22 protein-coding genes and 1 tRNA gene are annotated in these 24,005 nt (G+C 62.1%); 8 read left to right on the plus strand and 15 right to left on the minus strand.

Annotated elements, in window-relative coordinates; translation table 11 throughout:
• Positions 1 to 74 precede the first annotated feature (74 nt).
• The gene (gene lon / locus SM765_RS00995) at positions 75 to 2,486 is read left to right on the plus strand and encodes an endopeptidase La (RefSeq protein WP_065273210.1); all 2,412 of its coding nucleotides are present in this window, start codon (positions 75 to 77) and stop codon (positions 2,484 to 2,486) included.
• 67 nt (positions 2,487 to 2,553) lie between these two features.
• On the opposite strand, the gene SM765_RS01000 is transcribed toward lon, so the two are convergent.
• From SM765_RS01000 to SM765_RS01010, 3 genes are all read right to left on the minus strand, one after another.
• Entirely contained in the window at positions 2,554 to 3,093 is a 540-nt protein-coding gene (locus SM765_RS01000) for a GNAT family N-acetyltransferase (protein WP_065273211.1), read from the minus strand.
• 25 nt (positions 3,094 to 3,118) lie between these two features.
• On the minus strand, positions 3,119 to 3,376 hold the full coding sequence (locus SM765_RS01005) for a YjhX family toxin (RefSeq protein WP_065273212.1): 258 nt from the start codon (positions 3,374 to 3,376) through the stop codon (positions 3,119 to 3,121).
• Positions 3,377 to 3,633: 257 nt separating this feature from the next.
• Entirely contained in the window at positions 3,634 to 4,686 is a 1,053-nt protein-coding gene (locus SM765_RS01010) for a Glu/Leu/Phe/Val family dehydrogenase (RefSeq protein ID WP_274836781.1), read from the minus strand.
• Between the two features lie 132 nt (positions 4,687 to 4,818).
• On the opposite strand from SM765_RS01010, the gene SM765_RS01015 reads away from it, so the two are divergent.
• Positions 4,819 to 5,280, plus strand: a complete 462-nt coding sequence (locus tag SM765_RS01015) for an Lrp/AsnC family transcriptional regulator (RefSeq protein ID WP_274836782.1) — start codon at positions 4,819 to 4,821, stop codon at positions 5,278 to 5,280.
• A gap of 118 nt (positions 5,281 to 5,398) precedes the next feature.
• Positions 5,399 to 5,473: transfer RNA gene (locus tag SM765_RS01020), tRNA-Val, on the plus strand.
• A gap of 67 nt (positions 5,474 to 5,540) precedes the next feature.
• Here the strand turns inward: SM765_RS01020 and SM765_RS01025 are convergent.
• From SM765_RS01025 to SM765_RS01050, 6 genes are read right to left on the minus strand one after another with little or no spacing between them, the layout of a single operon-like run.
• Positions 5,541 to 6,224, minus strand: coding sequence for an ATP-binding cassette domain-containing protein (locus SM765_RS01025; protein WP_274836783.1), 684 nt, complete (start codon positions 6,222 to 6,224; stop codon positions 5,541 to 5,543).
• Positions 6,221 to 7,969: a branched-chain amino acid ABC transporter ATP-binding protein/permease gene (locus tag SM765_RS01030; RefSeq protein ID WP_274836784.1), complete on the minus strand. Its 1,749-nt coding sequence runs from the start codon at positions 7,967 to 7,969 to the stop codon at positions 6,221 to 6,223. Before SM765_RS01030 ends, SM765_RS01025 begins: the two co-directional genes overlap by 4 nt.
• A complete protein-coding gene (locus tag SM765_RS01035) occupies positions 7,944 to 8,792 on the minus strand; it encodes a branched-chain amino acid ABC transporter permease (protein ID WP_065273216.1) in 849 nt (282 codons plus the stop codon). The genes SM765_RS01030 and SM765_RS01035 overlap by 26 nt, the downstream gene beginning before the upstream one ends.
• Before the next feature lie 10 nt (positions 8,793 to 8,802).
• Positions 8,803 to 9,951, minus strand: a complete 1,149-nt coding sequence (locus tag SM765_RS01040) for a substrate-binding domain-containing protein (RefSeq protein WP_274836785.1) — start codon at positions 9,949 to 9,951, stop codon at positions 8,803 to 8,805.
• 29 nt (positions 9,952 to 9,980) lie between these two features.
• Positions 9,981 to 11,363 carry an indoleacetamide hydrolase gene (gene iaaH, locus SM765_RS01045; protein ID WP_274836786.1) on the minus strand — a complete coding sequence of 461 codons (1,383 nt, stop codon included), beginning with the start codon at positions 11,361 to 11,363 and terminating at the stop codon, positions 9,981 to 9,983.
• A 59-nt stretch (positions 11,364 to 11,422) separates the two neighbouring features.
• Positions 11,423 to 12,139 carry a helix-turn-helix transcriptional regulator gene (locus tag SM765_RS01050; RefSeq protein WP_274836787.1) on the minus strand — a complete coding sequence of 239 codons (717 nt, stop codon included), beginning with the start codon at positions 12,137 to 12,139 and terminating at the stop codon, positions 11,423 to 11,425.
• Between SM765_RS01050 and SM765_RS01055 the strand changes: the two genes are divergently transcribed.
• Entirely contained in the window at positions 12,138 to 12,368 is a 231-nt protein-coding gene (locus SM765_RS01055; protein WP_274836788.1) for a hypothetical protein, read from the plus strand. The genes SM765_RS01050 and SM765_RS01055 overlap by 2 nt on opposite strands.
• Before the next feature lie 144 nt (positions 12,369 to 12,512).
• Here SM765_RS01055 and SM765_RS01060 read toward each other — a convergent pair whose 3' ends face one another.
• Both SM765_RS01060 and SM765_RS01065 read right to left on the minus strand, forming a co-directional pair.
• Positions 12,513 to 13,082: a thermonuclease family protein gene (locus SM765_RS01060; RefSeq protein ID WP_065273219.1), complete on the minus strand. Its 570-nt coding sequence runs from the start codon at positions 13,080 to 13,082 to the stop codon at positions 12,513 to 12,515.
• A 350-nt stretch (positions 13,083 to 13,432) separates the two neighbouring features.
• A complete protein-coding gene (locus SM765_RS01065) occupies positions 13,433 to 13,702 on the minus strand; it encodes a DUF6455 family protein (protein WP_274828536.1) in 270 nt (89 codons plus the stop codon).
• 791 nt (positions 13,703 to 14,493) lie between these two features.
• On the opposite strand from SM765_RS01065, the gene glnE reads away from it, so the two are divergent.
• The 4 genes from glnE (at position 14,494) to SM765_RS01085 (ending at position 19,397) form a co-directional block, all read left to right on the plus strand.
• On the plus strand, positions 14,494 to 17,292 hold the full coding sequence (gene glnE / locus SM765_RS01070; RefSeq protein WP_368981398.1) for a bifunctional [glutamate--ammonia ligase]-adenylyl-L-tyrosine phosphorylase/[glutamate--ammonia-ligase] adenylyltransferase: 2,799 nt from the start codon (positions 14,494 to 14,496) through the stop codon (positions 17,290 to 17,292).
• A complete protein-coding gene (locus SM765_RS01075; protein ID WP_274828934.1) occupies positions 17,285 to 17,554 on the plus strand; it encodes a hypothetical protein in 270 nt (89 codons plus the stop codon). The genes glnE and SM765_RS01075 overlap by 8 nt, the downstream gene beginning before the upstream one ends.
• Positions 17,555 to 17,633: 79 nt before the next feature.
• Positions 17,634 to 18,848 carry an RSP_2647 family RNA methyltransferase gene (locus tag SM765_RS01080; protein ID WP_274836790.1) on the plus strand — a complete coding sequence of 405 codons (1,215 nt, stop codon included), beginning with the start codon at positions 17,634 to 17,636 and terminating at the stop codon, positions 18,846 to 18,848.
• A gap of 6 nt (positions 18,849 to 18,854) precedes the next feature.
• Positions 18,855 to 19,397, plus strand: a complete 543-nt coding sequence (locus tag SM765_RS01085) for an RSP_2648 family PIN domain-containing protein (RefSeq protein WP_274836791.1) — start codon at positions 18,855 to 18,857, stop codon at positions 19,395 to 19,397.
• Positions 19,398 to 19,399: 2 nt separating this feature from the next.
• Here the strand turns inward: SM765_RS01085 and SM765_RS01090 are convergent, their stop codons facing one another.
• The 4 genes from SM765_RS01090 to SM765_RS01105 form a co-directional block, all read right to left on the minus strand.
• Positions 19,400 to 20,392 (minus strand): LLM class flavin-dependent oxidoreductase, encoded by a 993-nt coding sequence (locus SM765_RS01090; RefSeq protein WP_274836792.1) that lies wholly within the window; start codon positions 20,390 to 20,392, stop codon positions 19,400 to 19,402.
• A 105-nt stretch (positions 20,393 to 20,497) separates the two neighbouring features.
• Positions 20,498 to 21,184: a M48 family metallopeptidase gene (locus SM765_RS01095; RefSeq protein ID WP_065273224.1), complete on the minus strand. Its 687-nt coding sequence runs from the start codon at positions 21,182 to 21,184 to the stop codon at positions 20,498 to 20,500.
• A 31-nt stretch (positions 21,185 to 21,215) separates the two neighbouring features.
• Positions 21,216 to 22,658 carry an HD-GYP domain-containing protein gene (locus SM765_RS01100; protein ID WP_274836793.1) on the minus strand — a complete coding sequence of 481 codons (1,443 nt, stop codon included), beginning with the start codon at positions 22,656 to 22,658 and terminating at the stop codon, positions 21,216 to 21,218.
• A 148-nt stretch (positions 22,659 to 22,806) separates the two neighbouring features.
• Complete coding sequence (locus SM765_RS01105) at positions 22,807 to 23,991, minus strand: vWA domain-containing protein (protein WP_065273226.1); 1,185 nt, start codon at positions 23,989 to 23,991, stop codon at positions 22,807 to 22,809.
• Between the last annotated feature and the right edge of the window lie 14 nt (positions 23,992 to 24,005).

Genomic DNA, 24,005 nt, shown 5'->3' on the forward strand with positions numbered 1-24,005 from the left:
ACAGATCAAAGAGGAGACGCCTGCGGCTGCCGCTACCTGGGGCCTGGACGTCTTGCCAAAGAAAAGGACCGAGTATGCAAGAGCCACTCAATTCTTCCTATCCCGTGCTGCCGCTGCGTGACATCGTGGTGTTCCCGCACATGATCGTGCCGCTGTTTGTCGGCCGGGAGAAATCGGTACGCGCCCTGGAAGAGGTGATGGCCGATGACAAACAGATCCTGCTGTCCAGCCAGATCGACCCCTCAGAGGACGATCCGGAAAGCGATGGCATCTACCGCGTCGGCGTGCTGGCCAATGTGCTGCAGCTGCTGAAGCTGCCCGATGGCACCGTCAAGGTGCTGGTCGAGGGCCAGACCCGCGTCAAGATCACCGATTTCCTCGAAAACGACAGCTATTTCGAAGCCCGCGCCGAACTGCTGAACCAGATGCCCGGCGACGTCACCACCACCGAGGCGCTGGTGCGCACCGTTGGTGATGAGTTCGAACGCTACGCAAAAGTGCGCAAGAATATCCCCGAAGAGGCGCTGAGCGCCGTGGGCGAGACCACCGAGCCTGCGAAGCTGGCGGACCTTGTTGCCGGTCACCTCGGCATCGAGGTGGACCGCAAGCAGGAGTTGCTCGAGACCCTCTCGGTCAGCGAACGTTTGGAAAAGGTCTATGGCCTGATGCAGGGCGAAATGTCTGTCCTGCAGGTCGAGAAGAAGATCAAGACCCGCGTCAAATCCCAGATGGAGAAGACACAGCGCGAGTACTATCTGAATGAGCAGATGAAGGCCATTCAGAAGGAGCTGGGCGATGGCGAGGAAGGTTCGGGCGAAGTGGCCGAGCTGGAAGAGAAAATCGCCGAGACCAAGCTGTCCAAGGAAGCCCGCGAAAAGGCCGATGCCGAGCTGAAGAAGCTCAAGAACATGTCGCCCATGTCGGCCGAAGCCACCGTTGTGCGCAACTATCTGGACTGGATGCTGTCGATCCCGTGGGGCACCAAATCCCGCGTGAAGAAAGACCTGAACCGCGCGCAGGATATCCTCGACAAGGACCACTACGGCCTTGAGAAGGTCAAGGAACGCATCGTCGAATATCTGGCGGTGCAGCAACGCTCGGCCAAGCTGAAGGGGCCGATCCTGTGCCTTGTTGGCCCTCCGGGTGTGGGTAAGACCTCGCTTGGCAAATCGGTTGCCAAGGCGACGGGACGCGAGTTCATCCGCATCAGCCTTGGCGGCGTGCGCGACGAGTCCGAGATCCGCGGTCACCGCCGGACCTATATCGGCTCGATGCCCGGTAAGATCATCCAGGCGCTGAAGAAGGCGAAAACCACTAATCCTCTGATCCTGCTCGACGAGATCGACAAGATGGGCCAGGATTTCCGGGGCGACCCGGCCTCGGCGATGCTGGAAGTGCTTGATCCGGAACAGAATTCCACCTTTGTGGACCACTACTTGGAGGTGGAATACGACCTCTCGAACGTGATGTTCCTGACCACGTCCAACAGCTACAACATGCCGGGTCCGCTTCTGGACCGGATGGAGATCATTCCGCTGTCGGGCTACACCGAGGACGAAAAGCGCGAAATCGCCAAGCAGCACCTCGTGTCCAAGCAGGTGAAGAACCACGGCCTCAAGGCCAAGGAATTCGAACTGACGGATGAGGCGCTGACCGACATCATCCGCACCTACACCCGCGAGGCGGGCGTGCGGAACCTGGAGCGTGAAATCGCAAAGGTGGCGCGGAAATCGCTGACCAAGATCGTCAAGAAGGAAGCCGAGAGCGTCAAGGTCACCCATGACAACCTCGACGAGTTCCTGGGCGTGCCGAAATACCGCTTTGGTCTTGCTGAAAAGGAAGATCAGGTCGGTGTCGTGACCGGTCTGGCCTATACCTCGGTGGGTGGTGAGCTTCTCTCCATCGAGGCGCTGCGCCTGCCGGGCAAGGGTCGCATGAAGACCACCGGTAAGCTGGGCGACGTGATGAAGGAGTCGATCGAGGCTGCTTCCAGCTATGTACGCTCGGTTGCGCCGCACCTGGGGATCAAGCCGCCCAAGTTCGACAAGTGGGACATCCACGTGCACGTGCCCGAAGGTGCCACGCCCAAGGACGGCCCGTCGGCGGGTCTGGCCATGGTGACCTCCATCGTGTCGGTGCTGACCGGGATCCCGGTGCGCAAGGACATCGCCATGACCGGCGAAGTCACTCTGCGTGGCAATGCGCTGGCCATCGGCGGGCTCAAGGAAAAACTGCTGGCAGCCCTGCGCGGTGGCATCAAGACGGTGCTGATCCCCGAGGAAAACGCCAAGGATCTGCCGGATATTCCCGACAACGTGAAGGAAGGTCTGGAGATCATCACGGTGAGCCACGTGTCCGAAGTGCTGAAACACGCACTGGTGGGCAGCCCTGAGCCGATCGAATGGGACGAGGAGGCCGAAGAGGCCGCCGCTGCCCAGGCCGCGCTGGAGGCGAAATCCGCATCGGCAGCCCCGACCGCGCACTAAGTGCCGGTAGCAGTAAGGCAGGAAAGGCGGCCCGCTTGGGCCGCCTTTTTCTTTTTTTGCTCGATACCTACCAATACTCCGGCTTTCGGAAGGGCGCGGCGCAGGAGGCAGGGCCGACCAGCGGTGCGAAGGCTCCGCCAGTCAGCGATTGGCCCAGCCAGCCATGCGGGTAGGAAAGGGGCATGGGCGCAGCGGCCTCCTGTTCGGTGATCTGCCTGAACCCGACCTTGGCGTAGAAATTGACATCGCCATAGGTCAGGATGATATCAACACCATCCCTTTTCAGCTGGCTGAGGCCATGGCGCAGAAGCGCCTGACCAGTGCCCTTGCCCTGCTGATCCGGCGCAACCGCTACCGGCGACAACAGAAAGACCACCCGGTCGTCCTGATCATAGCGCATCCGCGTGAACAGGATGCTGGCAACCACCGCGCCGCCCTCTAGCACGGAGAAGACAAACAAATCCTCCTCTTCCACCGTGGTGAGGAGGGCGCGCACCAGCGCAGCGATGGTTTGCCCTTCGTCGGCGCCTTCCGACGCGGTGAAGGAGGCGGCGAACAGGTCGGTGATCTCTGCTGTTCGCCCCTTGTGGCCTGACACAAATTCCATGGTCTGCTCCTGTGATGTCATGATGTTATCGTTGGTTCAGCTGCGCGCGTACGGCTTTGATCCCCAGTCGCGAGGCGCGATAGGGTTTGCCGTCGCGCGATTGGATGAAACGGCGTTTGTGCAGGCGCTGAAAGACGCCAAGGGTGCAGTCCGACAGAACGTTGCCCTCGCGCGTATAGCAGATGATGCTGCGGATCTTGCCGTTTTCACTGCGTTCATGATGGATGCTGCCGCCAAGGGCGAGCTCGTGCAACACGCGTTGCTCGTGTTTTGAGATATTCAACGGAAGTCTCGATTTTATGAGAGTGCAAGAAAAGAGGTCACTCAGCCGAAGTCGCGAGTGTCCTTGTTGTGTCCTGCGTTCCCGATGTTCTGTGCCGGGAACGGGCTTATGCCCGGGTCTCTTCCATAAAATCTCCAAATGCATGAGGCGTCAGCCCCATGTCTTCTGCCCTAAATAGGGAGGCAAACCCGCGCTGACAAGCGGCAGCGCCAAATGGCAGCTGCCGCTGTTGCATCTCTGTAATCGTTGGGGTGGGCTTAAGCCGCTGCGGCCTGCGCCATCTTCGCCCGCACGGTGGCAATGGCCACGGCATCCGGGCTGATGTCCTGCTGACGCGCCTGGTTGAGCACCTCGGCCATGGTCGCATCCAGCGCAGCAAGTTTCTTGGCCACATAGGCCTCGCGATCCGCGATTTTCAGGATCTCGGTCGCTACGTTGATGATGCCGCCGCCATTGGCGATGAAATCGGGCGCATAAAGGATGCCGCGTTCATGCAGGGCCTGACCGTCCTCGGGGGTGGCCAGCTGGTTGTTGGCACCGCCTGCGACGATCCCGACCTGCAACAGGGGGATGGTCTCGGCATTGAGGATGCCGCCAATGGCACAGGGGGCAAAGATATCCGCCTGCACGGTGCAGATCTTGTTGATGGCAACCGGGCGGGCGCCGAATTCCGCGACCGCGCGTTCGATGCGCTGTGGGTCCACATCTGTGACGATCAGACCGGCGCCCGCGTCATTCAGGAACTGGCACAGATACCAGCCCACATGGCCCAGCCCCTGCACTGCCACCGTGACGCCCTGCAGATCGGCGCTGCCGACCTTGTGCGCCCGGGCGGTGCGGATGGCGTTGAAGATGCCGCGCGCGGTGATGGGGGAGGGATCGCCGCTGGCAAACTCCCCGTCTGCCAGACCGGCGACATAGGGCGTTTCATCGGCGAGCAGCGCCATGTCGGCAGGGCTCATGCCCATATCCTCGGCGGTGATGTAGCGGCCGTTCAGGCTGTCGATCGCCCGGCCAAAGGCGCGCAGCATCTCTGGCGTTTTGCTTGTTGTCGGGTCGCTGATGATCACCGCCTTGCCGCCGCCCAGCGGCAGGCCCGCCGCGGCGTTCTTGTAGGTCATGCCCTCGCTCAGCCGCCGAACATCATCCAGCGCCTCATCCGCAGTGGCATAGGCGCGCATCCGCAGCCCGCCAGCGGCCGGTCCGGCCTCGGTTGAATGGATGGCGATGAAGCCGGTCAGACCGACGGCGGGATCGTCGACACGGTAGATTTCTTCGTGACCGGGAGAGGCGATTTTGGTGAGGGTCATACTGACAGGCTCCTGAACTAACAGCCCCAGAATACCGGGTATGGGCTTCGGAAATTTTCCAAAGACGCCCTCAGGAGTGGTTGGTTTTGGAGCAATTTGCTAACATGGCGCCAAGTAATGGAGGAAATCGCTATGGACGCTATCGATCGCAGGATTGTCACCGCGCTGCAGCGGGACGGGCGCATGAAGCTGGCGCAGCTCTCAGAAGAGGTCGGCCTGTCGCCCACCCCCTGCGCCCGGCGGGTGTCGATGCTGGAAGAAGCCGGGATCATCACCGGCTATTCCGCGCGGGTTGATCAGGCCAAGGTCGGGCTGGCCGTCACAATCTTTGTCGCTGTTGAGCTGGAGCGCCAGTCCAAGGACGCGCTGCAGGCCTTTGAAAATGCCGTGCGCCAGTTCGATCAAGTGATGGAGTGCTACCTGATGACTGGCAGTCGCGATATCCTGCTGCGGGTGGTGGCGCAGGATCTGACGGATTTCGACCGCTTTCTGGAAGAGCAGTTGATGCGGGTGCAGGGGATCCGCAATACGCGCTCCAGCTTCACCCTGCGCACCATGATCCGCCGCGATGTGCTACCTGGCGGACCTGGCTGAGGCGGCCAGTGCAGGAGGGATGTGAAAAAAAAGGAAGCCGAAAAAGAAGCAGACTGGTGAAAATCTTCATATCCCCCTCTTGCAGAGCGGTGATCCTGACGGTAATACCCGATCCCACGGGTGATTAGCTCAGTGGTAGAGCGCTTCGTTCACATCGAAGATGTCAGGAGTTCAAATCTCTTATCACCCACCATTCCCTCTTTTATAATTTACTCGTTTGAGTGTTGGCGCGCGCAGGGAACTGCCGATTTTAGTCTCGGTTATAGGCTTAATATCGAACGTAATCGCTCTATGGAGACCTCGTTTGCGGGTTTGTCCAGAACCACCGTTCCGGCGTCGAGGCCGAGATACCAATCGGAAATACCGGTCAGAAAGCTGAGGTTTTGTTCGCACAACAGAATACCGGCCCCGGCTTTCGCTCGGTCCATCAGGCACTCCGCCATATGGGCGATGTTTTCCGGCTGAACGCCCTCGGAGGGTTCATCAAGGACAATCACCTTTGTGTCCTCGATCATGGCGCGGACAAAGGCCAGGATTTTCCGCTCACCGCCGGACATGGTGCCTGCGGGCTGGTCCAGCCGTTCTGCCAGCCTTGGGAAGCGGTCGAAATATCTCTCCGGTCCCTCCCGGTTGCTGCCGAGGGTCAGGTTCTCCCTGACCGTCAGATCGTCGAACACCATCGATGTCTGGGGCATGTAACCGATGCCGCGTTTCCTGCGAGCATGGGCGGGCAGAGTGGTGATGGTCTGACCCACTAGGCGGATTTCGCTCTCAGCAGCCATCAGGCTGCCCTGCACAAGCCGCGCAAGGGTGGTCTTGCCAACACCGTTCCGGCCAAAGACCCCTAGAATGCTGCCTGCTTCGATCCGGGCCGAGACGTTGAACAGAACATGGGTGTCCCGGTAGCCGCCGGTCAGATTGTCGATTTCCAGAAGCGAGGTCATTTGGTGCCTCCCGCATAGACGGCCTGAACCTCGGGATTGCTGCGCACCTTGTCGAAGCTGTCAAAGGCGAGCACCTGCCCCAGGTGCAGGACCAGAACCTTGTCCGAGATCGCCTGAACGATGCTCATGTCGTGTTCGATGACGATGACCAGACCGCCGGTTTGTGCCTGATATGTCCGCACAAGTTCGGTCATCAGCGCCGTTTCATCCGGGGAAAGCCCTGCACAGGGTTCGTCCAGCAGCAATACCCGAGGCTCAGATGCGATGGTCATGGCGTATTCCAGAAACTGACGGTGGCCTTGTGGCAGATGTGCGACCGGCGCGGCCAGATCTTCCTGCAGAAGAGGCACCGCGGGGCGTTTTAAAAGTTCCGTCAGCGATTCCGATCGCCAGTGCAGGGTCGCGGGGCGCAGCAGATCCACCAGCCGTGCCCGGTTGGCCATCATGGCAAGTGCCAGGTTTTCTGAAACGTTCATGGAAAAGAACACGGAGGGCACCTGCAACTTGCGGCCAATGCCGCTGCGCAGCGCCTTGTAAGGAGGGCGCGCGTGAATGTTGCGCGACCCCAATGCAATGCTGCCGCGGGTGATCTGCAGGTTGCCGGTGATCGCGTTGAGCGTGCTGGTCTTACCCGCGCCATTTGGCCCGATGACGCTGATGATGCCGGTCGAGGGCGTCTCAAAGGTCACGCCGTTCAGGATTCGGACGACACCGATCTGTAGATGCACATCGTCAAATCGCAGCGCGCCGGAGGCGTCGGTCGGTTTGCTTGGCGGAGCCGCGATGGAGGGCGCGCACCTGCCGGGCGTTGCGGGCCGGATGCGCCGGTATGCGGCTTCCAGCAGCTCCGCGATGCCGCCGGGGGCCTTCAGCACCACTAGAATGAAAGCCAAGGCCATCAATAGTTCCCAATAGGGGAAACTGTCGCGCAGCTCGGCTGAGGCCCAGCCGACGATGACGGCTCCGATCAGCGGGCCAAGCACGTGAAACCGGCCGCCCACAGCGGTCAGGATGACCATTTCAGCGGAGAGGCCGAACCCCATCGAGGTGGGCGTCACGATCCCCTGATGCGAAGCAAAAAGCCCCCCGGCCAGGGCCGCAATGGCGGCAGAGAAAGCAAAGGCTGCGCCTTTGATGACATGGGTCGGAAATCCTAGCAGCTGCAGGCGCGGTTCGTTGTCGGCCACGGCCTTGGCGATCAGGTTGACCGGAAGTCGGTTCAGGATGAACAGCAACAGGCTGACCAACACTGTGGCTGCGACGATGACGTAGTAAAAACTTCCGAAGGGATCGAGATTGCCGAGGCTGGGAAACCCACTCATCCCGTTGAAGCCGCCGGTGAGCGGCGTGGCGGTTCCGGCGATCTGTTCGGCGATCATCACCAAGGCCAGTGTGATCAGTGAAAAGTATGGACCGCTTTCCTTCCGACCGCGAAAGATCAGCGTGGCCAGAAGGAACGCAAACACGGCGATGGCAGCCAATACGGTGACGGCCAGGAGGAGGTCGATGCCGAGTCCGTTTCCTGCGCGCAGGGTGCTGGCCGTGACATAGGCGGCAAATCCGAAGAACAGTGCCTGCCCCAGCGGCAGCACCCCGGTCTTGCCCCAGAGGTAGCCGATGCCTTGCGCTGCGATGCCATAGATCAGGTACAGCCCGATCTGGTAGGCCGTGAAGTCGCCGAACACCTCGGGGATCAGGAGAAGCACTGCCAGAAGCAGGCTAACGGGAAGAAGAACGGATACCATCAGGTTTCAGCCAGAGAAAGAGAATGGAAAGAGTGAGAACAGCCAGATAGCCATAGGTCTGATTGGCAACGGCCCCGAGGACGGATTGCGTTCCCGCGATAATGCCCGCGCCGATGCCCAGCCCTTCGAGGGAGCCAAGACCGCCGACCACAAGGGCAAAGAACGAGCGGATCAGGTAATCGAGCCCCATCATCGGCTCGATCCGGATGGTGGGCGCCAGGATCAACCCGGCCAGCCCGGCGGTGCAGCAGCCGAAGATAAAAGCGCCAGCCGACAGCCGGGCGGTATTGATGCCCACAGCCTCGGCCAGGTCCGGATTGCCGACCATCGCCTTGATCCGGGTGGCAACCTTGGACCGGGCATTCCACCAGAACAATGCCGCGAAGCCTGCGAGGATGCCAAGGATGACGGCAATGCGATAGGCAGGGTAATCGGCGCCAAGAACACTGATCGTGCCGCTGATGGGCGGGGTGACGGATTGATAGCCCCGGCCAAAGATCAGCTCCACCGCTTCGCGGAGCAGGATGGCGATGCCCCAGGTGGCCAGCAGGCTGTCGAACATCCGGCCATAGAGGTGACGGATGATCGTGCGCTCAAGCACGAAGGCCACCAGGGCAACGGTCAGCAGGCAAACCGGAACCTGCAGCCATGCAGGCAGACCCAGCGAGGAAGTGATGACCGGGGCATAGGCCCCGATCATTACGAATTCCCCATGCGCCATATTCATGATCTGAAGCTTGCCAAACACGATGGCCAGCCCCAGGGCGACCAGCGCCAGGGTGCTGATCTGCCAGGCAAGGTTGAGGACAAGAACGGAGGACATGGGCGCAGGCTCAGTCCGCGCAGGCTTCGGAGGAGGCCACCTTGTCGAAGAAGGCAACGATGTCGAAGGTGCCGCCGCTGCCATCGGCAAGATAGATCGTCTGCGCCATATGGCGTCCGGTCAGTGTGTTTTCACCGCGGGGCGTGCTCCATGTGGTACCTTCGGCGGCGGCATCCATCGCGGCAACGTCAAGGCTGCCCGCCTTGTTCGCGAGCGCGGCCAGCAGCATCAGCCCTTCATAAGCGGACTGACCAAGGCCATTCAGAGCCGGTGCATCCGCCCCGAAGGCTGCCGTGTAATCCGCCGCAAAGGAAACCGCAGCGTCTGAGTCGATGGAGGCAAAGTATCCCGAAGAGGAGAAAAGCCGGTCCGCGTTCTCTGCGCCGATGCCCGCAAGGGTGTTTTCCTCGATCAATGTACCAAGGCGGAGGGCCTGCTCATCCAGACCAAACCCCGCAAAGCTGACGTTGAAGCCGACGGACCCGCCCCCGACCAACGTGATCAGAATGGCGTCGGCGCCGCTTTCCTTGATGCGTTGCAGCGAGGAGTCGAATTCAGAAACCGTGAAAGGCACGTATTCTTCGCCCACCACTTCACCGCCTGCCTCGGCGATATAGTTCTTCGCGAGCGCATTTGTGTCGCGCGGCCAGTTGTAATCATGGCCGATCAGATACCATTTCGACGCGCCTTCGTTTTCTGCCAGATAGGGGACCACCGGTGCCAGCTGCTGGCTGGGGGTTTCGCCGGTGACATATAGGCCGGGCGCGCATGAGTTGCCTTCGTATACAGGGGTGTAGACATAGGGAACTTGCCCGTTGAAACGCCCGATCAGCGCTTCGCGCACTGCGGAATCATGCATGCCGACAAAAGCTTGCGCGCCTTCGCCCTTCCACAGGCGCAAGGCGGCCTGTGCAGCCTCGGCCGGGGGCACGCCGACATCGGCGAAGACCAGTTCGATTGCCTCACCGTTGATGCCACCGGCCGCGTTGATCTGCTCGGCCGCCAATGTGGCCGAGTTGCGAGTGGAGGGGCCAAACAGGCCTGCCGGGCCAGAATCCGGAACCAGCACGCCCACCTTGATATCGGCGGCGGCAGAGACCGTCCCAAGGGCTAGCGCCACCGCAGCGCTGGCAAAGAGTTTGGTTGTTGCTTTCAGCATTTTTATTCTCCCTGTGTGGATGTCGGCGTCTATCGCGCCATTGATTTTTCCGCAGCCCGCGCCAAAGCGAGCAGCGCACGGTCCTTGCCGGGCAGGCCGTCAAACTCGATGCCGACCGGAAGGCCCGAGGAAACGGGGCACGGAAGCGAGATGCCTGGGGCGCCGATATTCGATCCAAGGTCGGTATTGCGGATGTAGGTGGGGAAGGTGGGGCATTGGTCACCGTTCAATGTAACGGTTTCGTCCTCACCGATGGGCCGTGCGGGCAGGGGCGTAGTCGGGAAGACAATCGCGTCCAATCCGTTGTCTTCGAAGACCTTGCCGTAGATCTGCCGCATCGCTGGGCGGTGCACATCCATCGCAGCCCGGTAGGCGGCTTCCGGCATCGCCTCGTCCCCCAGCTGACTGCCGATGGCGCCTGCCACATCAGGGGATCCGATGCCCTTGATGAGTGTTTCAAAGGAAACCTCTGGCGCGTGTTCGGCCAGATAGGCAGGAAGGTCACGCATGACCTCGTAGAAAACGACCGGGAAGCTGAAGGCTTCGTTGTGCGGCCAGATGCCATCGAAATCGACGTCGACAAGCTTAGCTCCCGCCGCCGACAGCACCGAAAGCTGCGCCTCGACCGCTGCGGCAACCACCGGATCGAGGTTGTCATAGAACATGTTCCGGGGCACGCCCAGCGTGACATCGGTCATAGCAAGCTCCGCGAGCGCGGCATCATCGCCGGATAGGACTCCATCGAAGAGGGCGATGTCGCGGGTGCTGCGGGCCAGGGTGCCGACGGTGTCGCGGGTGTGGGAGATCGGCACGACCCCGTCGCTGTTATAGCGCCCGGTGGTCGGGCGGAAACCAATCACTCCGCACAGTGCTGCAGGAATGCGGCAGGAGCCGCCCGTATCCGTGCCGAGACCCGCCGGGAATATCCCGGCTGCAACAGCGGCAGCGGTGCCGCCGGAGGAGCCGCCGGCGATCAGGCCGGGATCTGCCGGATTGTGCACCGCGCCGGTGACCGCATTGTTCGAAGTGATCCCGAAGGCGAGCTCGTGCATCCCCGCCTTGGCGCCGATGAAACCGCCCGCCTTGGTGATGCGCTGCACAACACCGGCATCGGTGGCCGGAGTATGCCTTAATAGCGCCTTGGTACCGCCGGAGGTCGGATAGGCCGTTGTGTTGATATTGTCCTTGGCCACGATGGGCAGCCCGGCCAGCGCCGCCTCCGGGTGGGCTTCAAAGGCTGCGGCCGCCGCCTGGACAACCTGCCCGGCATCGAAACTTTGCAGCGCATTCAGATCGGCGTGTTTCGCGGCCCGCTCTGCCAGGGCTTCGGCATAGGCCGCCGGTGAAACCGATCCTTCCTTGAGCGCAGCGACCGTTGCAACGGCGTCCAAACGTTCCAAATCCAGCGTCATTCCTGTCTCCCTGATGGTTGGGAAACAGGATAGGTTTCGGCAGGATTACATTCCTATCATCACAAATGATGATTTTTCTCGGCCAAGAAAGGTGCCAGCTGGGTACGCCGGTTCAGCCCGGATTTTCGGAAGATGGAGGCGATATGCGAGCGCAGAGTCGGCTTGGAAAAGCCCAGCTTTGCGCAGAGTTCATCATCGCTGAGGCCGGTGATCAAGAGATCGGCAACTTCGGCCTCGCGCACCGTCAGACCCAGATCATCGGCGATATGTGCAAACCGCAAGGAGGGCGATTGCTGCGTGGAACTGCGCGCGCGGACCAGCGCGTTAACAAGGCTGGGCCCGACGGCATCCACGATCCGGGCATCCCGTGGCGTGAAATCCTCGCGGTTTGCGCCGCGCCAGATCCGCAGGTCGCCGATGTTGTCGCCCCGGTCATAGGCAAAGAAATCCATACCGTAGCACAGGCCATCTTGCTTCAGGAAATCGTTGTAGAACTCGGTCTTGACCAGCCGGTCGTGGCGCATCACTTCGCTGACCGGTGTCGCCTTCTTGCGCTTTTGCAGGGTTGGTGTGATCGGGTCGTTGAACTGAAAATAGCTTTCGTAGCGGCGCAGGTTGTCTTCGCTCATGTTGATCTGAACGCAGGACACGAACCTCTGCTCGGCATCATCCCAGACGTAAGAGGCGAAATAATCCGCCTTGAGAAGATCCAGCATCTTTTGGCCGACACGGCGACGGACCTCGCAATGGTCAAAGGCACCACTGAGGTCTCGCATGATCGAAAAGATCAGCTCGGTTTCTGTTTCGGTTAGCTTCACTGGCACCAGTCGAAATGGAACACGTCATTACTGTTGCAGAAAGAAACATCCACAACAAGAGGAGCGCGTTGCAAGGTCGAATCCCGATGCGGGCAAGGTGGGAAAATGGGCTGTATGGGAGGCTGCGCGGCTGAAGACCACGCAGTTTTATGTTCGGGCGCAACCGGAATTCGGCATCCCGTGCTGAATGCGAAAACTCCGCACAGACCGGGTGGCGCGACTGCAAGTGGCGTCCGCGGGCGTCAATAAGGGTGCTGTGCAAGTGTAAGGCCAGGGGCGCCCGGCAAAATGCGCTGGCCCCCGGTCCGGTCTGCATACGTGGTGAGAACGGTCAGTCCTGTTCGGCGTCCCAGTTCCAGGGCGGAGCGGTTTCGGCCTGCCAGATGCCGCGCGCATTGGCCTGCGCGATCGAGGCCTGCGGGACATAGCGGCCGTCGTTCTCATGCGCCCAGGCCAGTCCTTCTTCGACCAGCAGGGCCCCGACGTCGACCCCATCGGCATCGCAGGTGGCCAAGTGTCGGCCATAGTGATCCTGATCGGTGCTAAAGCATTCCACCCGCTCAGCTTCGTTCACAATGGAGCGCACCCGTTGGCGCGCCTGGGCGGCGCAATCCCAATAGGACCCGTCCGGCGTGTTGCAGCGCTGCACCGCGAGCGGCGCATCAATATCGACGAGGCGGATGTTCAGATCGCCCATAGCCAGCGAATCGCCATCGATAACCCGAAAGTCCCGGCCCGGCGCCGACACCAGCGGCACGACCTCACCGGCCAGTTTTTCGATGCTGTGCAACTGCAGGAAGATCTTTGCGGAAATGGGGTCGCCGGGCTGCAGATCGGCAGACATGGCAGCGCTGGCGGCAAAAGTAAGGGCGATACGGGCGGCAAGGTGTTTGATTTTCATCGGCGTGGCTTCTCTGATGATATTTGTCAGGTGGTGCTGATGGTTAAAAACTCGAATGAGCAGGATCATGCCCTCAAACAGGCCAATATTTGGTTAATGGCGGTGCAGACAGTGCCAGAGCGGTTCATCAGGGGTCCGCATGGCACGCCGTTGGGGCGCCGTATTCTCCCCAAGAAATCATACCGCTATGCCCCGCATCTGACCCTGGCCGAGCGGGGGGGGAATCCGGGGAAGCCGCCCCGGGCAGTCTCAGGTGTTCAGGCTGCAGGTCTGCAGAGAGGCAGGACAAGGGCCCTTGTGGGCCGCGCCGCAGTTCGGCTGCCACAAGGCTGCGGGCATAGGTGTCGGGATTAGGGTTTCAGCCGCTCAAGAATTTCCAGGTTGGCGCAGAAGGAGGGCGCAGCGGTCGCATCGGGTTCTGCGTTGCGCCAGTGTTCGCATTGCCGGGCGCAGTTGGAGGAATTGCAGCGATGCACCATGGTGGCATAATCCACTGCGGTGATGTCACCTTTCTTCATGGCGGCGCCAAGATCGACACCGGCAGCTCTGGCGGCGGTGGACATCAGGCCGATGGATTTGCTGAGGTACCCCGGCCTTGTTAGTTTTTCTGCTGTACTCATCAAAAAAGTGTCTCCGGCCCACGCCAAAGGCGCGGCTGCTGTTGGTTCGTCGCGTGTTCAAGGCGACCATTCATGTCGAGACCGGCGGAGGAGCCGACCACGTCATCAGTTGCGTTTCCAATCTGACCGACAGCGACAGTTAAGGTGAAGAACGCGGCACGAATGGGGCACCAAAGCGCCAATCGGTAAGTTTCCGTAAAGACTAGTTACGATTTTATTCGAGCTGTCCTTATGGCGGTCACGCGACACGGCCTGAGAGAGAACCAGAGGATGGTACTCTCGCGCTCTCGGCCCGGTCTGTCCGTGTTCGGAGCAGGGGGTGTTTCTTGGACTTTTACGCCACGATGGGGGCGACCAGCCTGGTCAATGGGCGTTGCAAATGAGATAGGCTTTTCTTGCGCGCTGCCCGCCCATTCCACCGGCGCGGCCATGCTCATCGATGGTCCGGTTTGAACGACGGCCACTCGGTACGATACTCGCTACATCCGAAAGCCAAACCCTTTGGGAAGGCCCCAAAGGTGGGCATTTGGCTCTGGTTCCTGACAACGGGATACTGATTACTGGCACATTCGGGCAAGGGAGAGGAGCACAGCCACACCTCACTATAACGTGATACAACCCTGGGTGGTTATGGGGGTATTCCAGACCTCTGCGTGGTTTGCTGCTCCGCTTGGTCGTTGGCGCCAGATTACCGCGCCCTTATGACCTGGTTCAGCGGGCCGGGGAGAGGGTGGGCAGGCGCCGCCAAAAGGCGCATTGACGCCGGTTTCACGGCAGCACAGAGTCCCGATATGAATGCTGCCTTTGACATCACCCGCCTGCCGCGCCCCTTTGATTCCGAACTGGGTGCAGAAACCCGTGCTCTGGTGCCGTCGGCTTCGGTCGAAGTGGCTGAGCTTCTGGCCGGGACCGGCGGCTCCAGCCCCTATCTGAAAGGTCTGATCACGCGGGAGGCAGCCTGGCTGCCCGAAGCCCTGGCAGATCCTGAGGCGGCGCTGGAGGCCGTGTTTGCCGACTGCCGCGCCATGGCGCCCGATCAGCTGAAACCGGGGCTGCGTCAGGCCAAGCGCCGTGTGGCCCTGCTGACGGCGCTTTGCGATCTGGGCGGTGTCTGGCCGCTGGAACGGGTGACTGGCGCGCTGACCGATTTCGGTGCGCTTTGCGCCGATGTGGCGATCAAGTCGGAAATTGCGGCGCTGATCCGGCGCAAGAAGCTGCCGGGAATGACAGAAGCAGATGTGGAAACGGCAGGCGGGTTGACCATCCTCGCCATGGGCAAGATGGGCGCGCATGAGTTGAACTACAGCTCTGACATCGACATGATCTGCCTGTTTGATGAAACCCGGTTCGACCCGGATGATTTCTACGAGGCGCGTCAGGGCATGGTGCGGGCCACCCGCAATATGTGCGCGTTGCTGAGTGACAAGACCGGCCATGGTTATGTCTTCCGCACCGATCTGCGCCTGCGCCCGGACCCTTCGGTGACGCCAGTGGCGATGGCGATGGAGGCGGCGGAGCGGTATTATGAGAGCCTCGGGCGCACCTGGGAACGTGCCGCCTATATCAAGGCGCGCGCCTGCGCCGGGGACATTGCCGCAGGCGAGCGGTTCCTTGCGGCATTGCGGCCCTTTATCTGGCGCCGCCATCTGGATTTCGCGGCCATCCAGGACGCCCACGACATGCGGCTCAGGATCCGTGAAAACAAGGGCACTGGCGGTGTGATCACCGTGCCGGGCCATGACATGAAACTGGGACGTGGCGGTATCCGCGAGATCGAGTTCTTCACCCAGACCCGGCAATTGATCGCGGGCGGGCGCGATGAAAGCCTGCGCCTGCGTGGCACGGTCGAAGGTCTGGCGGCGCTGGCGGCGCGGGACTGGATCCCCGCCGATGTCGCTGCAACCCTGACCGATCACTACCGATTCCACCGCGAGGTCGAGCATCGCATTCAGATGGTGCATGACGCCCAGACCCACCGGATGCCGCAATCCGAGGATGGCATTGCCCGCGTCGCCTGCCTGATGGGGCGTGATCCGGCTGAGCTTCAGTCGGAAATCCGCGACCGGCTGACCGAGGTCCATACCCTGACCGAAGGCTTCTTTGCGCCGGACGCAAAACCGGCGGCGGCGCCTGCGCTGCCCGAGGGGCTGGATGAGGCGGTGATTGCCCGCTGGCCCACCTATCCGGCGCTGCGCTCGGCCCGGGGGGCGCAGATCTTTGACCGGCTGAAACCGGATCTTCTGGCGCGGCTGGCGCGCACCGCAAAACCGGCTGAGGCGCTTTTGGCGCTGGATGGTTTCCTTGCTGGTCTGCCCGCCGGGGTGCAGCTGTTTTCCCTGTTCGAGGCCAATCCGCAGCTGCTGGATTTGCTGGTGGATATCGTCGGCACCTCTGGTGAGCTGGCGGCCTTCCTGTCGCGCAACGCGGGCGTGTTCGACGCGGTGATCGGCGGCTCCTTCTTCGATCCCTGGCCGGGCGGCGCCAAGCTGCAGCAGGATCTGGAGGCGCTTCTGGCCGCCGAAGGGGATTATGAAACGCAGCTCGACACCACCCGGCGCTGGTGCAAGGAATGGCATTTCCGCATCGGGGTGCATCATCTGCGCGGTCTGATCGATGCCGAAGCCGCGGGCGTGCAATACGCCGAATTGGCCGAGGCGGTGATCGCCGCATTGGTGCCCTGCGTCGAGGCGCAGTTTGCCGAAAAACACGGCGCCGCGCCCGGGCGCGGCGCGGCAGTGGTGGCGATGGGCTCGCTTGGGGCCGGGCGTATCAATGCGCAGTCCGACCTTGATGTGATCGTGATCTACGATCCGCAATCGGATGAAGGATCCGGAGGCAAGCGACCGCTGGCGACGCGCCCCTATTTTGCCCGGCTGACGCAGGCACTGATCACCGCGCTGACCGCACCGATGGCGCAGGGGCGTCTTTATGAGGTCGACATGCGCCTGCGCCCCTCGGGCAATCAGGGGCCGGTGGCGACCAGTCTCGCCAGTTTCACCAACTACCAGCAGAACGAAGCCTGGGTCTGGGAGCATCTGGCGCTGACGCGGGCGCGCAGCATCGCCGGGCCTGCGGATCTGATCGCCGATATCGAAGACCTGCGTAGCGCGGTGCTGAGCCGCCCGCGTGAGCGGCTGCAGATCCTCACCGAGGTGGCCAACATGCGCGCCCGTATCGCGGCGGCCAAGGCCCCGGCGGGGGTCTGGGATGCAAAGACGGGGCCGGGCAGGATGATGGATATCGAACTCGTCGCGCAGGCTGGCGCGCTGCTCTCTGGTTCTGGGGCGCGGGATGTGGCGACTGGCCTGGACGGCGCCGTCGCATGTGGCTGGCTGGATGCCGCAGAAGGTACCAGACTGGCGCAGGCCTATCGCCTATTCTGGTCAGTGCAGACGGCGGCGCGGCTGCTGTCGGCCAAGGCGCTGGATACCGCAGCAATCGGTGAGGGCGGCGCGCAGTTCTTGTGCCGCAGCACCGGATTTGAAACGCTGCAGGGTTTGGAGCGGGACTTGGAAGACAGCTATGCGGCCTGTCGTGCGATGATCGACGGGGCGCTTGATCGGGAAGGTGCAAATGGCGCAGATGAGTGAGCAGGACCAGATGGACCCCAAGGGGCTGATCCGGGAATCCTTCCGGATCGACGGGATCGACATGTCGCAGTGCCGCAGTATCTTTCTGGACTGGGCGCTGAGCCTGCCCGGAGGGATTGATAACCGCGATGCGATGCAGCGCCTGCTTGCCAAATATGAGGACGGGCAGCCGGACCACCCGATGGTCACCGTTCTGCGTGAGGGGCTGGCCGAGGTCGTGAAGCCGCGTCGGCGCGGCGGCTGGCGCAGTCGGGATCGCTAGGCGTTCGGCACTGCGCGCTATTGCCGACTGGCGCGCTGCGGCCTCTTCCCCTCTATCTGCCTTGCAGCTATGAGGGGGCATGACAGACACAGCCTCCGCGCCGCAGCGCCCCCGCGTAAAACTGAAGCCCAAGGCCAATGCCCGTGCGATCCGGCATGGGTTTCCCTGGGTTTATGCCAATGAACTGGTCACCGACCGGCGCACCCGGAAACTGGCGCCGGGCACTTTGGCGGTGCTTGAGGATGAGGCGATGCGGCCGCTGGGGCTGGTCTCGGTCAATCCCGACAGCAAGATCATCGGCCGGATGCTGGACCGCAACCCTGAGGCACAGATTGATCAGGCCTGGTTCGAGGCGCGCCTGTCGCGGGCGCAGGAAATGCGGACACAGCTATACGATGCGCCCTTCTATCGACTGGTCCACGCCGAGGCAGACGGGTTGCCGGGCATCGTAATCGATCGGTTTGGCGACACTTGCGTGGTGCAGCCCAATGCGGCTTGGGCCGAAGCGCATCTTGAGGAGCTGACCGCCGCACTGGCCACTGTCACCGGTGCTGAGGTGATCCTGAAGAATGCCTCAGGGCGCACCCGGGGGCTGGAGGGGCTGGACGATGTCAATGCCACCCTGCAGGGCGAGACGCCGCACGCTCCGGTGCCGGTTCAGATGAATGGTGCCACCTATATGGCGGATCTGACTGGCGGGCAGAAAACTGGCCTGTTCTTCGATCAGCGCGAAAACCACGCCTTTGCTGCCCGGCTGGTGGCACCGGGCGCGCGCGTGCTGGATGTGTTCTCCCATGTCGGTGGTTTTGGTCTGGCCATGCTGGCGGCGGGCGCTGGGTCGGCGACCTGCGTCGATGGCTCGGCAGCGGCGCTGGACCTGGCGGAGCAGGGGGCTGCGGCCGCAGGTTGGCAGGACCGGTTTACCGCACGGCAGGGCGATGCCTTTGATGTGCTCGCGGCACTGGGGTCCGAGGGCGCAAGGTTCGACGTGGTAATCTGCGATCCGCCCGCCTTTGCACCGTCCAAGAACGCGCTTGAGGCGGGCCTGCGTGCCTATGAACGGGTGGCCAAACTGGCCGCGCCGCTGGTCGCGCCGGGCGGCTATCTGGGGCTTTGTTCCTGTTCGCACGCGGCGGATCTGACCCGCTTCCGCAACGCCTCGGCGCGCGGGATCGGTAAGGCCGGGCGGCGGGGACAGCTCATCCACACCGGATACGCCGGGCCGGACCATCCGCAGATGCCACAGCTGGCCGAAAGCGGTTACCTCAAGGCCGTGTTCTTCCGGCTGGACTGATCGCGCGTGAAACTGCTCCTTGATACTTGCGTTCTTTATCCCACGGTGATGCGGGAGATGCTGCTGGGCGCGGCCCGGCTGGGGCTTTATGCGCCGCTCTGGTCCGAGCGTATCCTGGAGGAATGGCGCCGCGCGGCGCTGAAACTCGGCCCCGAAGGGGCGGCGCAGGCCGCGTCCGAAGTTGCGCTGTTACAGGCGAACTGGCCCGGTGCACTTGTGGCGCCCGCACCGGGAGTGGAGGCGCGGCTGTGGCTGCCGGATGCGGCGGATGTGCACGTGCTGGCCGCCGCCATTGCGGGGCATGCCGATGGCATCGTCACCATGAACGCCAAGGATTTTCCGCGCCACACCCTGTCCGAGGAAGGGTTGAAACGCATCGGCCCGGATGAGCTGCTTTATGATCTGTGGCTCAAGGAACAGGCCGGGATGCAAACGGTCGGCACGGCCGTTCTGGATGAGGCCAACCGCCTGTCCGGCGGCGGCTGGCAGATGCGCCCCTTGCTGAAAAAGGCACGCCTGCCACGGCTTGCCAAGGCGCTGGCGGGCTGAACCTAGATCTCTTTCAGGATTTCTGCGGCGATCTCGAACGAGTGCATCCGGGCCTGATGGTCGTGGATCTGGCCGGTCACGATCACCTCATCGGGCTGATACCGTCCAATGATCTCCGATAGCTGGCTGCGCACACTCTCTGGGCTGCCCACGGCGGTGATGCGCAGTGCCTCGTTCACACCTGCCAGCACATGCGGCTCCAGGTGCGCATTGATGTCATCCACCGGGGCGGGCAGCTTGCCCGGACGGCCCAGCCGCAGCCGGGCAAAGGCCTGCTGCATGGTGGTGCGCAGCCGGATGCCTTCGGCGTCACTGTCGGCGGCAAAGACGTTTATCGCCATCATCGCGTGCGGCTTGTCCAGGAAGGCCGAAGGCTGGAAAGAGCGCCGGTAGACCTCCAGCGCCTCCTCCAGCGCCTGCGGCGCGAAATGGGAGGCAAAGGCATAGGGCAGGCCCAGATGCGCGGCGAGCTGCGCGCCATAAAGGCTGGAGCCGAGGATCCAGATCGGCACATTTGTACCCTGGCCCGGGAAGGCGCGCACCGGCGCCTGCGGGTCCTCCGGCGCCATGAAACCGATGAGGTCAATTACATCCTGCGGAAAACTGTCGCCACTGGCAGCAGCCCCCATGCCGCGGCGCAGCGCACGGGCGGTCTGCATGTCGGTGCCTGGCGCCCGGCCCAGCCCCAGATCAATCCGGTCACCATAGAGGGAGGCCAGAGTACCGAAGGCCTCCGCCACCATATAGGGCGCATGGTTCGGCAGCATGATGCCGCCCGCGCCGATACGCATGGTGCTGGTCTGGCTGGCGATATGGCCGATCAGAACGGCAGTCGCGGCGCTGGCGATGCCGGGCATGTTGTGATGCTCGGCCAGCCAGTAACGGTGATAGCCTAGGCTTTCGGCCTTTTGCGCCAGTTCGGTGCTGTTCTTTAGCGCCTGCGGAATGGCAGAGCCTTCCGGAACCGGGGCAAGATCGAGCAGGGAGTAGAGCATGAGAACGGCCTTGTGATCGGGTGTTTTCCAAGATGTGGCGCCTCTTCCTGCGGGGCGCAAGGCGTGTGGCAGAGCAGGGAGGCACAAAGGCGGTATGACCTTCCGTCAGGCCTTGGCCCAGTCCGCCTCCAGCCGTTCGATGGCGGCGATGCGCTGTTCGGTCTTGGGGTGGCTCATCAGCCAGGCTGGTGCCATGCCCGCGCGCGACTGGGTCAGTTCCTCAAGCTTGCGGAATAGACTTTTTTGCGGTTCGACCCCGATGCCTGCCTTCATCAGCAGGGCGGCTGCATATTCATCCGCCTCGTATTCATCGCCACGCGACAGCCGCGCAGCCAGAAGATTTGCCAGAAGGCCGGCAATCCAGGGGCCGACAAAAGGGATATAGCGCCCGAGGATCATCATCAACGCGGTCCTGAGGGCGTTCTGGCCGGAAAAGTCGATGATGCGTTTCTTTGAATGCCCCAGCGCCACATGGCCCAGTTCATGCGCGATGACCGAGGCGAGCTCTGCATCGCTGACATCGCCCGCCTGATACTTCGCGTAGAACCCGCGGGTGATGAAGATACGTCCATCGGGGGCTGCAAGACCGTTCACCGGGTCGACCTCGTAGATGAAGACGGGGATATCCGCGACCTCCAGCGCCGCCGCCATCTGGTCGGTCAGCCGTTTCAGTTTCGGGTCCGCAAGCCGGGTTGAACGGGCATCAAGTTCGCGGTGGGTCCGCCAGACCGAAATCCGGTAGGAGACGAGGCCATAGAGCACGGCCAGCAGAATGGGAGTGAGACGCAGCATTAGGTAGATATGGGGCGGGCAAGCCCCGCGCTCAAGCGGATTGTTGGCCGCTTTTCGTGGAAACCTGCGCGAGGCTATCCCATTCGCAGTCGCCCTGCAGGGACGTCGCAGGCCAGCCGCTGGCCGTGATCGCATCCTGTAGCGCGGCATAGCAATCCGGATCGATACCGGTGCCGGACATCTTGTCCATGATCTTATAGGCTTCCTCCAGCGGCATCGCATCGCGATAGGGGCGGTCGGCGGTCAGCGCGTCAAAGACGTCGGCAACGGCCATGATCCGCATGTCCCGCGTCAGCGCCTCTCCCTGAAGCCCATAGGGATAGCCCTTGCCATCGGGGCGTTCGTGGTGGGCCACGATCACTTCGGCCATCCGCCGGAAGGCGCCAACCCGGCTCAGCACGTCATAGCCCCAGACCGGATGCTTGCGGACGATATCCATCTCGTCCATCGTCAGCTTGCCCGGCTTGTCCAGAATGGTGTTCGAAATGCCCAGCTTGCCAATATCATGCAGGAGCGCGGCGCGGGTCATCCATCGGGTGTGGCAGGCCGCCAGTCCCAGCTGTTCACAGATCATGCGGGTATAGCGGGCGACGCGTTGGGAATGGCCGTGGGTAAAGGGGCTTTTTGCGTCGATCACCAGCGAAAAGGCATGGCTGATCTCATCAAGGTAGTCCTCGTTCACCTCTGCCGTGTGCAGGGCATGGGCGCAGGAGAACACCTGTTGCTCCAGTTCCGGTGACAGCAGGTCATGGGCGAAGCCGGGGTCACGGATCAGGCTGGTGAAGACGCGGACCAGATCGGGGTCGAACCAGACGCCCGCGCGGTTTTCCATCTCCCGCGCGGCAGCTTCGGCGCCGAAATCCAGGGTAAAAACATCCGTCACCTGCGCCATCAGGGCGATGCGCGACAGGAGCGGGATCTGATCGCCCTGCAGGCCCAGAGGCCGCCCACCGCCGTCCCAATGTTCATCAAGTGAGGCGATCGCCTCGGCCACCTCTTCGGAAAACCGCATGCGGCGGGCGATTTCCGCCCCGCGGCCGCAGCGATTGCGGACCAGCTCCTGCCCGATTTCGTCCCGGTGTCCGATTACATGGCGCAAAGTCTTCAGCCGCGTCAGCGGCGACGTCCCCCGGGCTGTGCTGCGCAACACGAAGGGCATGCCTTCACGGCAGCCTTTGACGCGTTTGAAAGTCCGTTTGAAGGCCAGATCATCCATCATGTAGAGTTCGTTGATCCGGGCCGCGTTAGAACTGCAACCGGTGTCTTTCATCAGCAGGGTGAAATACAGATCGGTGCGCATTTGCTGCGGCAGGTCCAGCGCCTCGGCCACCTGCATGCCGATCCAGGCGCAGCGGATGCAATGGCCCTTGGGCTGGCCTTCGGTCATATCCAGCGCGTGGCTGAGCGCGCCAAGGACTTCTCCAAGACGAAGCTCCGGCCCGGCGGTGCCGTCAAAGTTTGTGCCAGTGGTCATTAAATGGCTGTACTCGATAGGGATGCAGAACTGGGCATCGACGCTAATCGCGCGTGTTTGACGATTGATTAACGGTTTCCCGCGTCCGAAATCAAAATACGCAGGAATTTATTTAAGTTGGTATGAAGTGCAGCCTGCAAGCCGGAGCTTACCGGGTCAGCTCGCGCATGCCTTTTTCCAGCCCGTGCAGAGTCATCGGCACCATGCTGTCCTCGAAAATCTCGCGGATCATGCCGATGGAATGGGTATGGTCCCAGTATTTCTCTGGCACCGGGTTGATCCAGAGATTGGATTTCCAGTGTTCGCGCGCGCGTTGCAACCACACCTGTCCAGCCTCCTGGTTCCAATGCTCATTGGCGCCGCCCGGATAGGCGATTTCATAGGGCGACATCGAGGCATCGCCGACGAAGATGCATTTGTAGTCCGGCCCATAGGTGCGCAGCACCTCGTGCGTCGGCGTCTGTGCATCCCAGCGGCGGCGGTTGTCGCGCCAGACGCCTTCGTAAAGACAGTTGTGAAAGTAGAAGTATTCCAAGTGCTTGAACTCAGACCGCGCGGCCGAGAACAGTTCTTCCACCACCTTGATATGCGGATCCATCGAACCGCCCACGTCAAGGAACAGCAGCACCTTCACGGCGTTGTGCCGCTCGGGCCGGGTTTTCACGTCCAGATAGCCATGTTCGGCGGTGGCGCGGATGGTATTGTCGAGATCAAGCTCTTCTTGCGCGCCTTCGCGGACCCAGCGGCGCAGGCGCTTCAGGGCGACCTTGATGTTGCGGGTGCCAAGCTCCACGTCGCCATCGAGGTTCTTGAACTCGCGCTTGTCCCAGACCTTTACCGCGCGGCGATGGCGGCTTTCCTTCTGGCCGATGCGCACCCCTTCGGGATTATAACCATAGGCGCCAAAGGGCGAGGTGCCGGCGGTGCCGACCCATTTGTTGCCGCCCTGATGGCGCCCTTCCTGTTCCTTCAGGCGCTCTTTCAGGGTTTCCATCAGCTTGTCAAAACCGCCAAGCGCCTCGATCTCAGCCTGTTCTTCTGGCGAAAGATGCTTTTCCGCCATCTTGCGCAGCCAGTCTTCGGGGATGTCCACGGCGTCCAGCACGGCTGAGGCAGGCAGTGCCTCCAGCCCTTCGAATGTGGCGGCAAAGGCGCGGTCGAACTTGTCGATATTGCGCTCGTCCTTCACCATGGCGGCGCGCGCCAGGTAGTAAAAGGCGTCAAGATCGTAGGTCACCAGCCCCTTTTTCATGCCTTCCAGAAAAGTCAGGTACTCCCGCAGCGAAACGGGGACCGAGGCCTGGCGCAGGTTTTCGAAAAAGGGTTGAAACATCTGGGACCTTTCTG

This window comes from Pseudophaeobacter sp. 1A09344, from assembly GCF_041008745.1.
Classification (GTDB): domain Bacteria; phylum Pseudomonadota; class Alphaproteobacteria; order Rhodobacterales; family Rhodobacteraceae; genus Phycobacter; species Phycobacter gallaeciensis_A.

What these genes read in the sequence shown, in the direction of transcription:
- lon (WP_065273210.1), top strand. Translation starts at nt 75, where the DNA reads ATGCAAGAGCCACTCAATTCTTCCTATCCCGTGCTGCCGCTGCGTGAC.
- SM765_RS01000 (WP_065273211.1), bottom strand. Translation starts at nt 3,093, where the DNA reads ATGGAATTTGTGTCAGGCCACAAGGGGCGAACAGCAGAGATCACCGAC.
- SM765_RS01010 (WP_274836781.1), bottom strand. Translation starts at nt 4,686, where the DNA reads ATGACCCTCACCAAAATCGCCTCTCCCGGTCACGAAGAAATCTACCGT.
- SM765_RS01015 (WP_274836782.1), top strand. Translation starts at nt 4,819, where the DNA reads ATGGACGCTATCGATCGCAGGATTGTCACCGCGCTGCAGCGGGACGGG.
- SM765_RS01025 (WP_274836783.1), bottom strand. Translation starts at nt 6,224, where the DNA reads ATGACCTCGCTTCTGGAAATCGACAATCTGACCGGCGGCTACCGGGAC.
- SM765_RS01030 (WP_274836784.1), bottom strand. Translation starts at nt 7,969, where the DNA reads ATGGTATCCGTTCTTCTTCCCGTTAGCCTGCTTCTGGCAGTGCTTCTC.
- SM765_RS01035 (WP_065273216.1), bottom strand. Translation starts at nt 8,792, where the DNA reads ATGTCCTCCGTTCTTGTCCTCAACCTTGCCTGGCAGATCAGCACCCTG.
- SM765_RS01040 (WP_274836785.1), bottom strand. Translation starts at nt 9,951, where the DNA reads ATGCTGAAAGCAACAACCAAACTCTTTGCCAGCGCTGCGGTGGCGCTA.
- iaaH (WP_274836786.1), bottom strand. Translation starts at nt 11,363, where the DNA reads ATGACGCTGGATTTGGAACGTTTGGACGCCGTTGCAACGGTCGCTGCG.
- SM765_RS01055 (WP_274836788.1), top strand. Translation starts at nt 12,138, where the DNA reads ATGATCGAAAAGATCAGCTCGGTTTCTGTTTCGGTTAGCTTCACTGGC.
- SM765_RS01050 (WP_274836787.1), bottom strand. Translation starts at nt 12,139, where the DNA reads ATGCGAGACCTCAGTGGTGCCTTTGACCATTGCGAGGTCCGTCGCCGT.
- SM765_RS01060 (WP_065273219.1), bottom strand. Translation starts at nt 13,082, where the DNA reads ATGAAAATCAAACACCTTGCCGCCCGTATCGCCCTTACTTTTGCCGCC.
- SM765_RS01065 (WP_274828536.1), bottom strand. Translation starts at nt 13,702, where the DNA reads ATGAGTACAGCAGAAAAACTAACAAGGCCGGGGTACCTCAGCAAATCC.
- glnE (WP_368981398.1), top strand. Translation starts at nt 14,494, where the DNA reads ATGAATGCTGCCTTTGACATCACCCGCCTGCCGCGCCCCTTTGATTCC.
- SM765_RS01075 (WP_274828934.1), top strand. Translation starts at nt 17,285, where the DNA reads ATGAGTGAGCAGGACCAGATGGACCCCAAGGGGCTGATCCGGGAATCC.
- SM765_RS01080 (WP_274836790.1), top strand. Translation starts at nt 17,634, where the DNA reads ATGACAGACACAGCCTCCGCGCCGCAGCGCCCCCGCGTAAAACTGAAG.
- SM765_RS01090 (WP_274836792.1), bottom strand. Translation starts at nt 20,392, where the DNA reads ATGCTCTACTCCCTGCTCGATCTTGCCCCGGTTCCGGAAGGCTCTGCC.
- SM765_RS01095 (WP_065273224.1), bottom strand. Translation starts at nt 21,184, where the DNA reads ATGCTGCGTCTCACTCCCATTCTGCTGGCCGTGCTCTATGGCCTCGTC.
- SM765_RS01100 (WP_274836793.1), bottom strand. Translation starts at nt 22,658, where the DNA reads ATGACCACTGGCACAAACTTTGACGGCACCGCCGGGCCGGAGCTTCGT.
- SM765_RS01105 (WP_065273226.1), bottom strand. Translation starts at nt 23,991, where the DNA reads ATGTTTCAACCCTTTTTCGAAAACCTGCGCCAGGCCTCGGTCCCCGTT.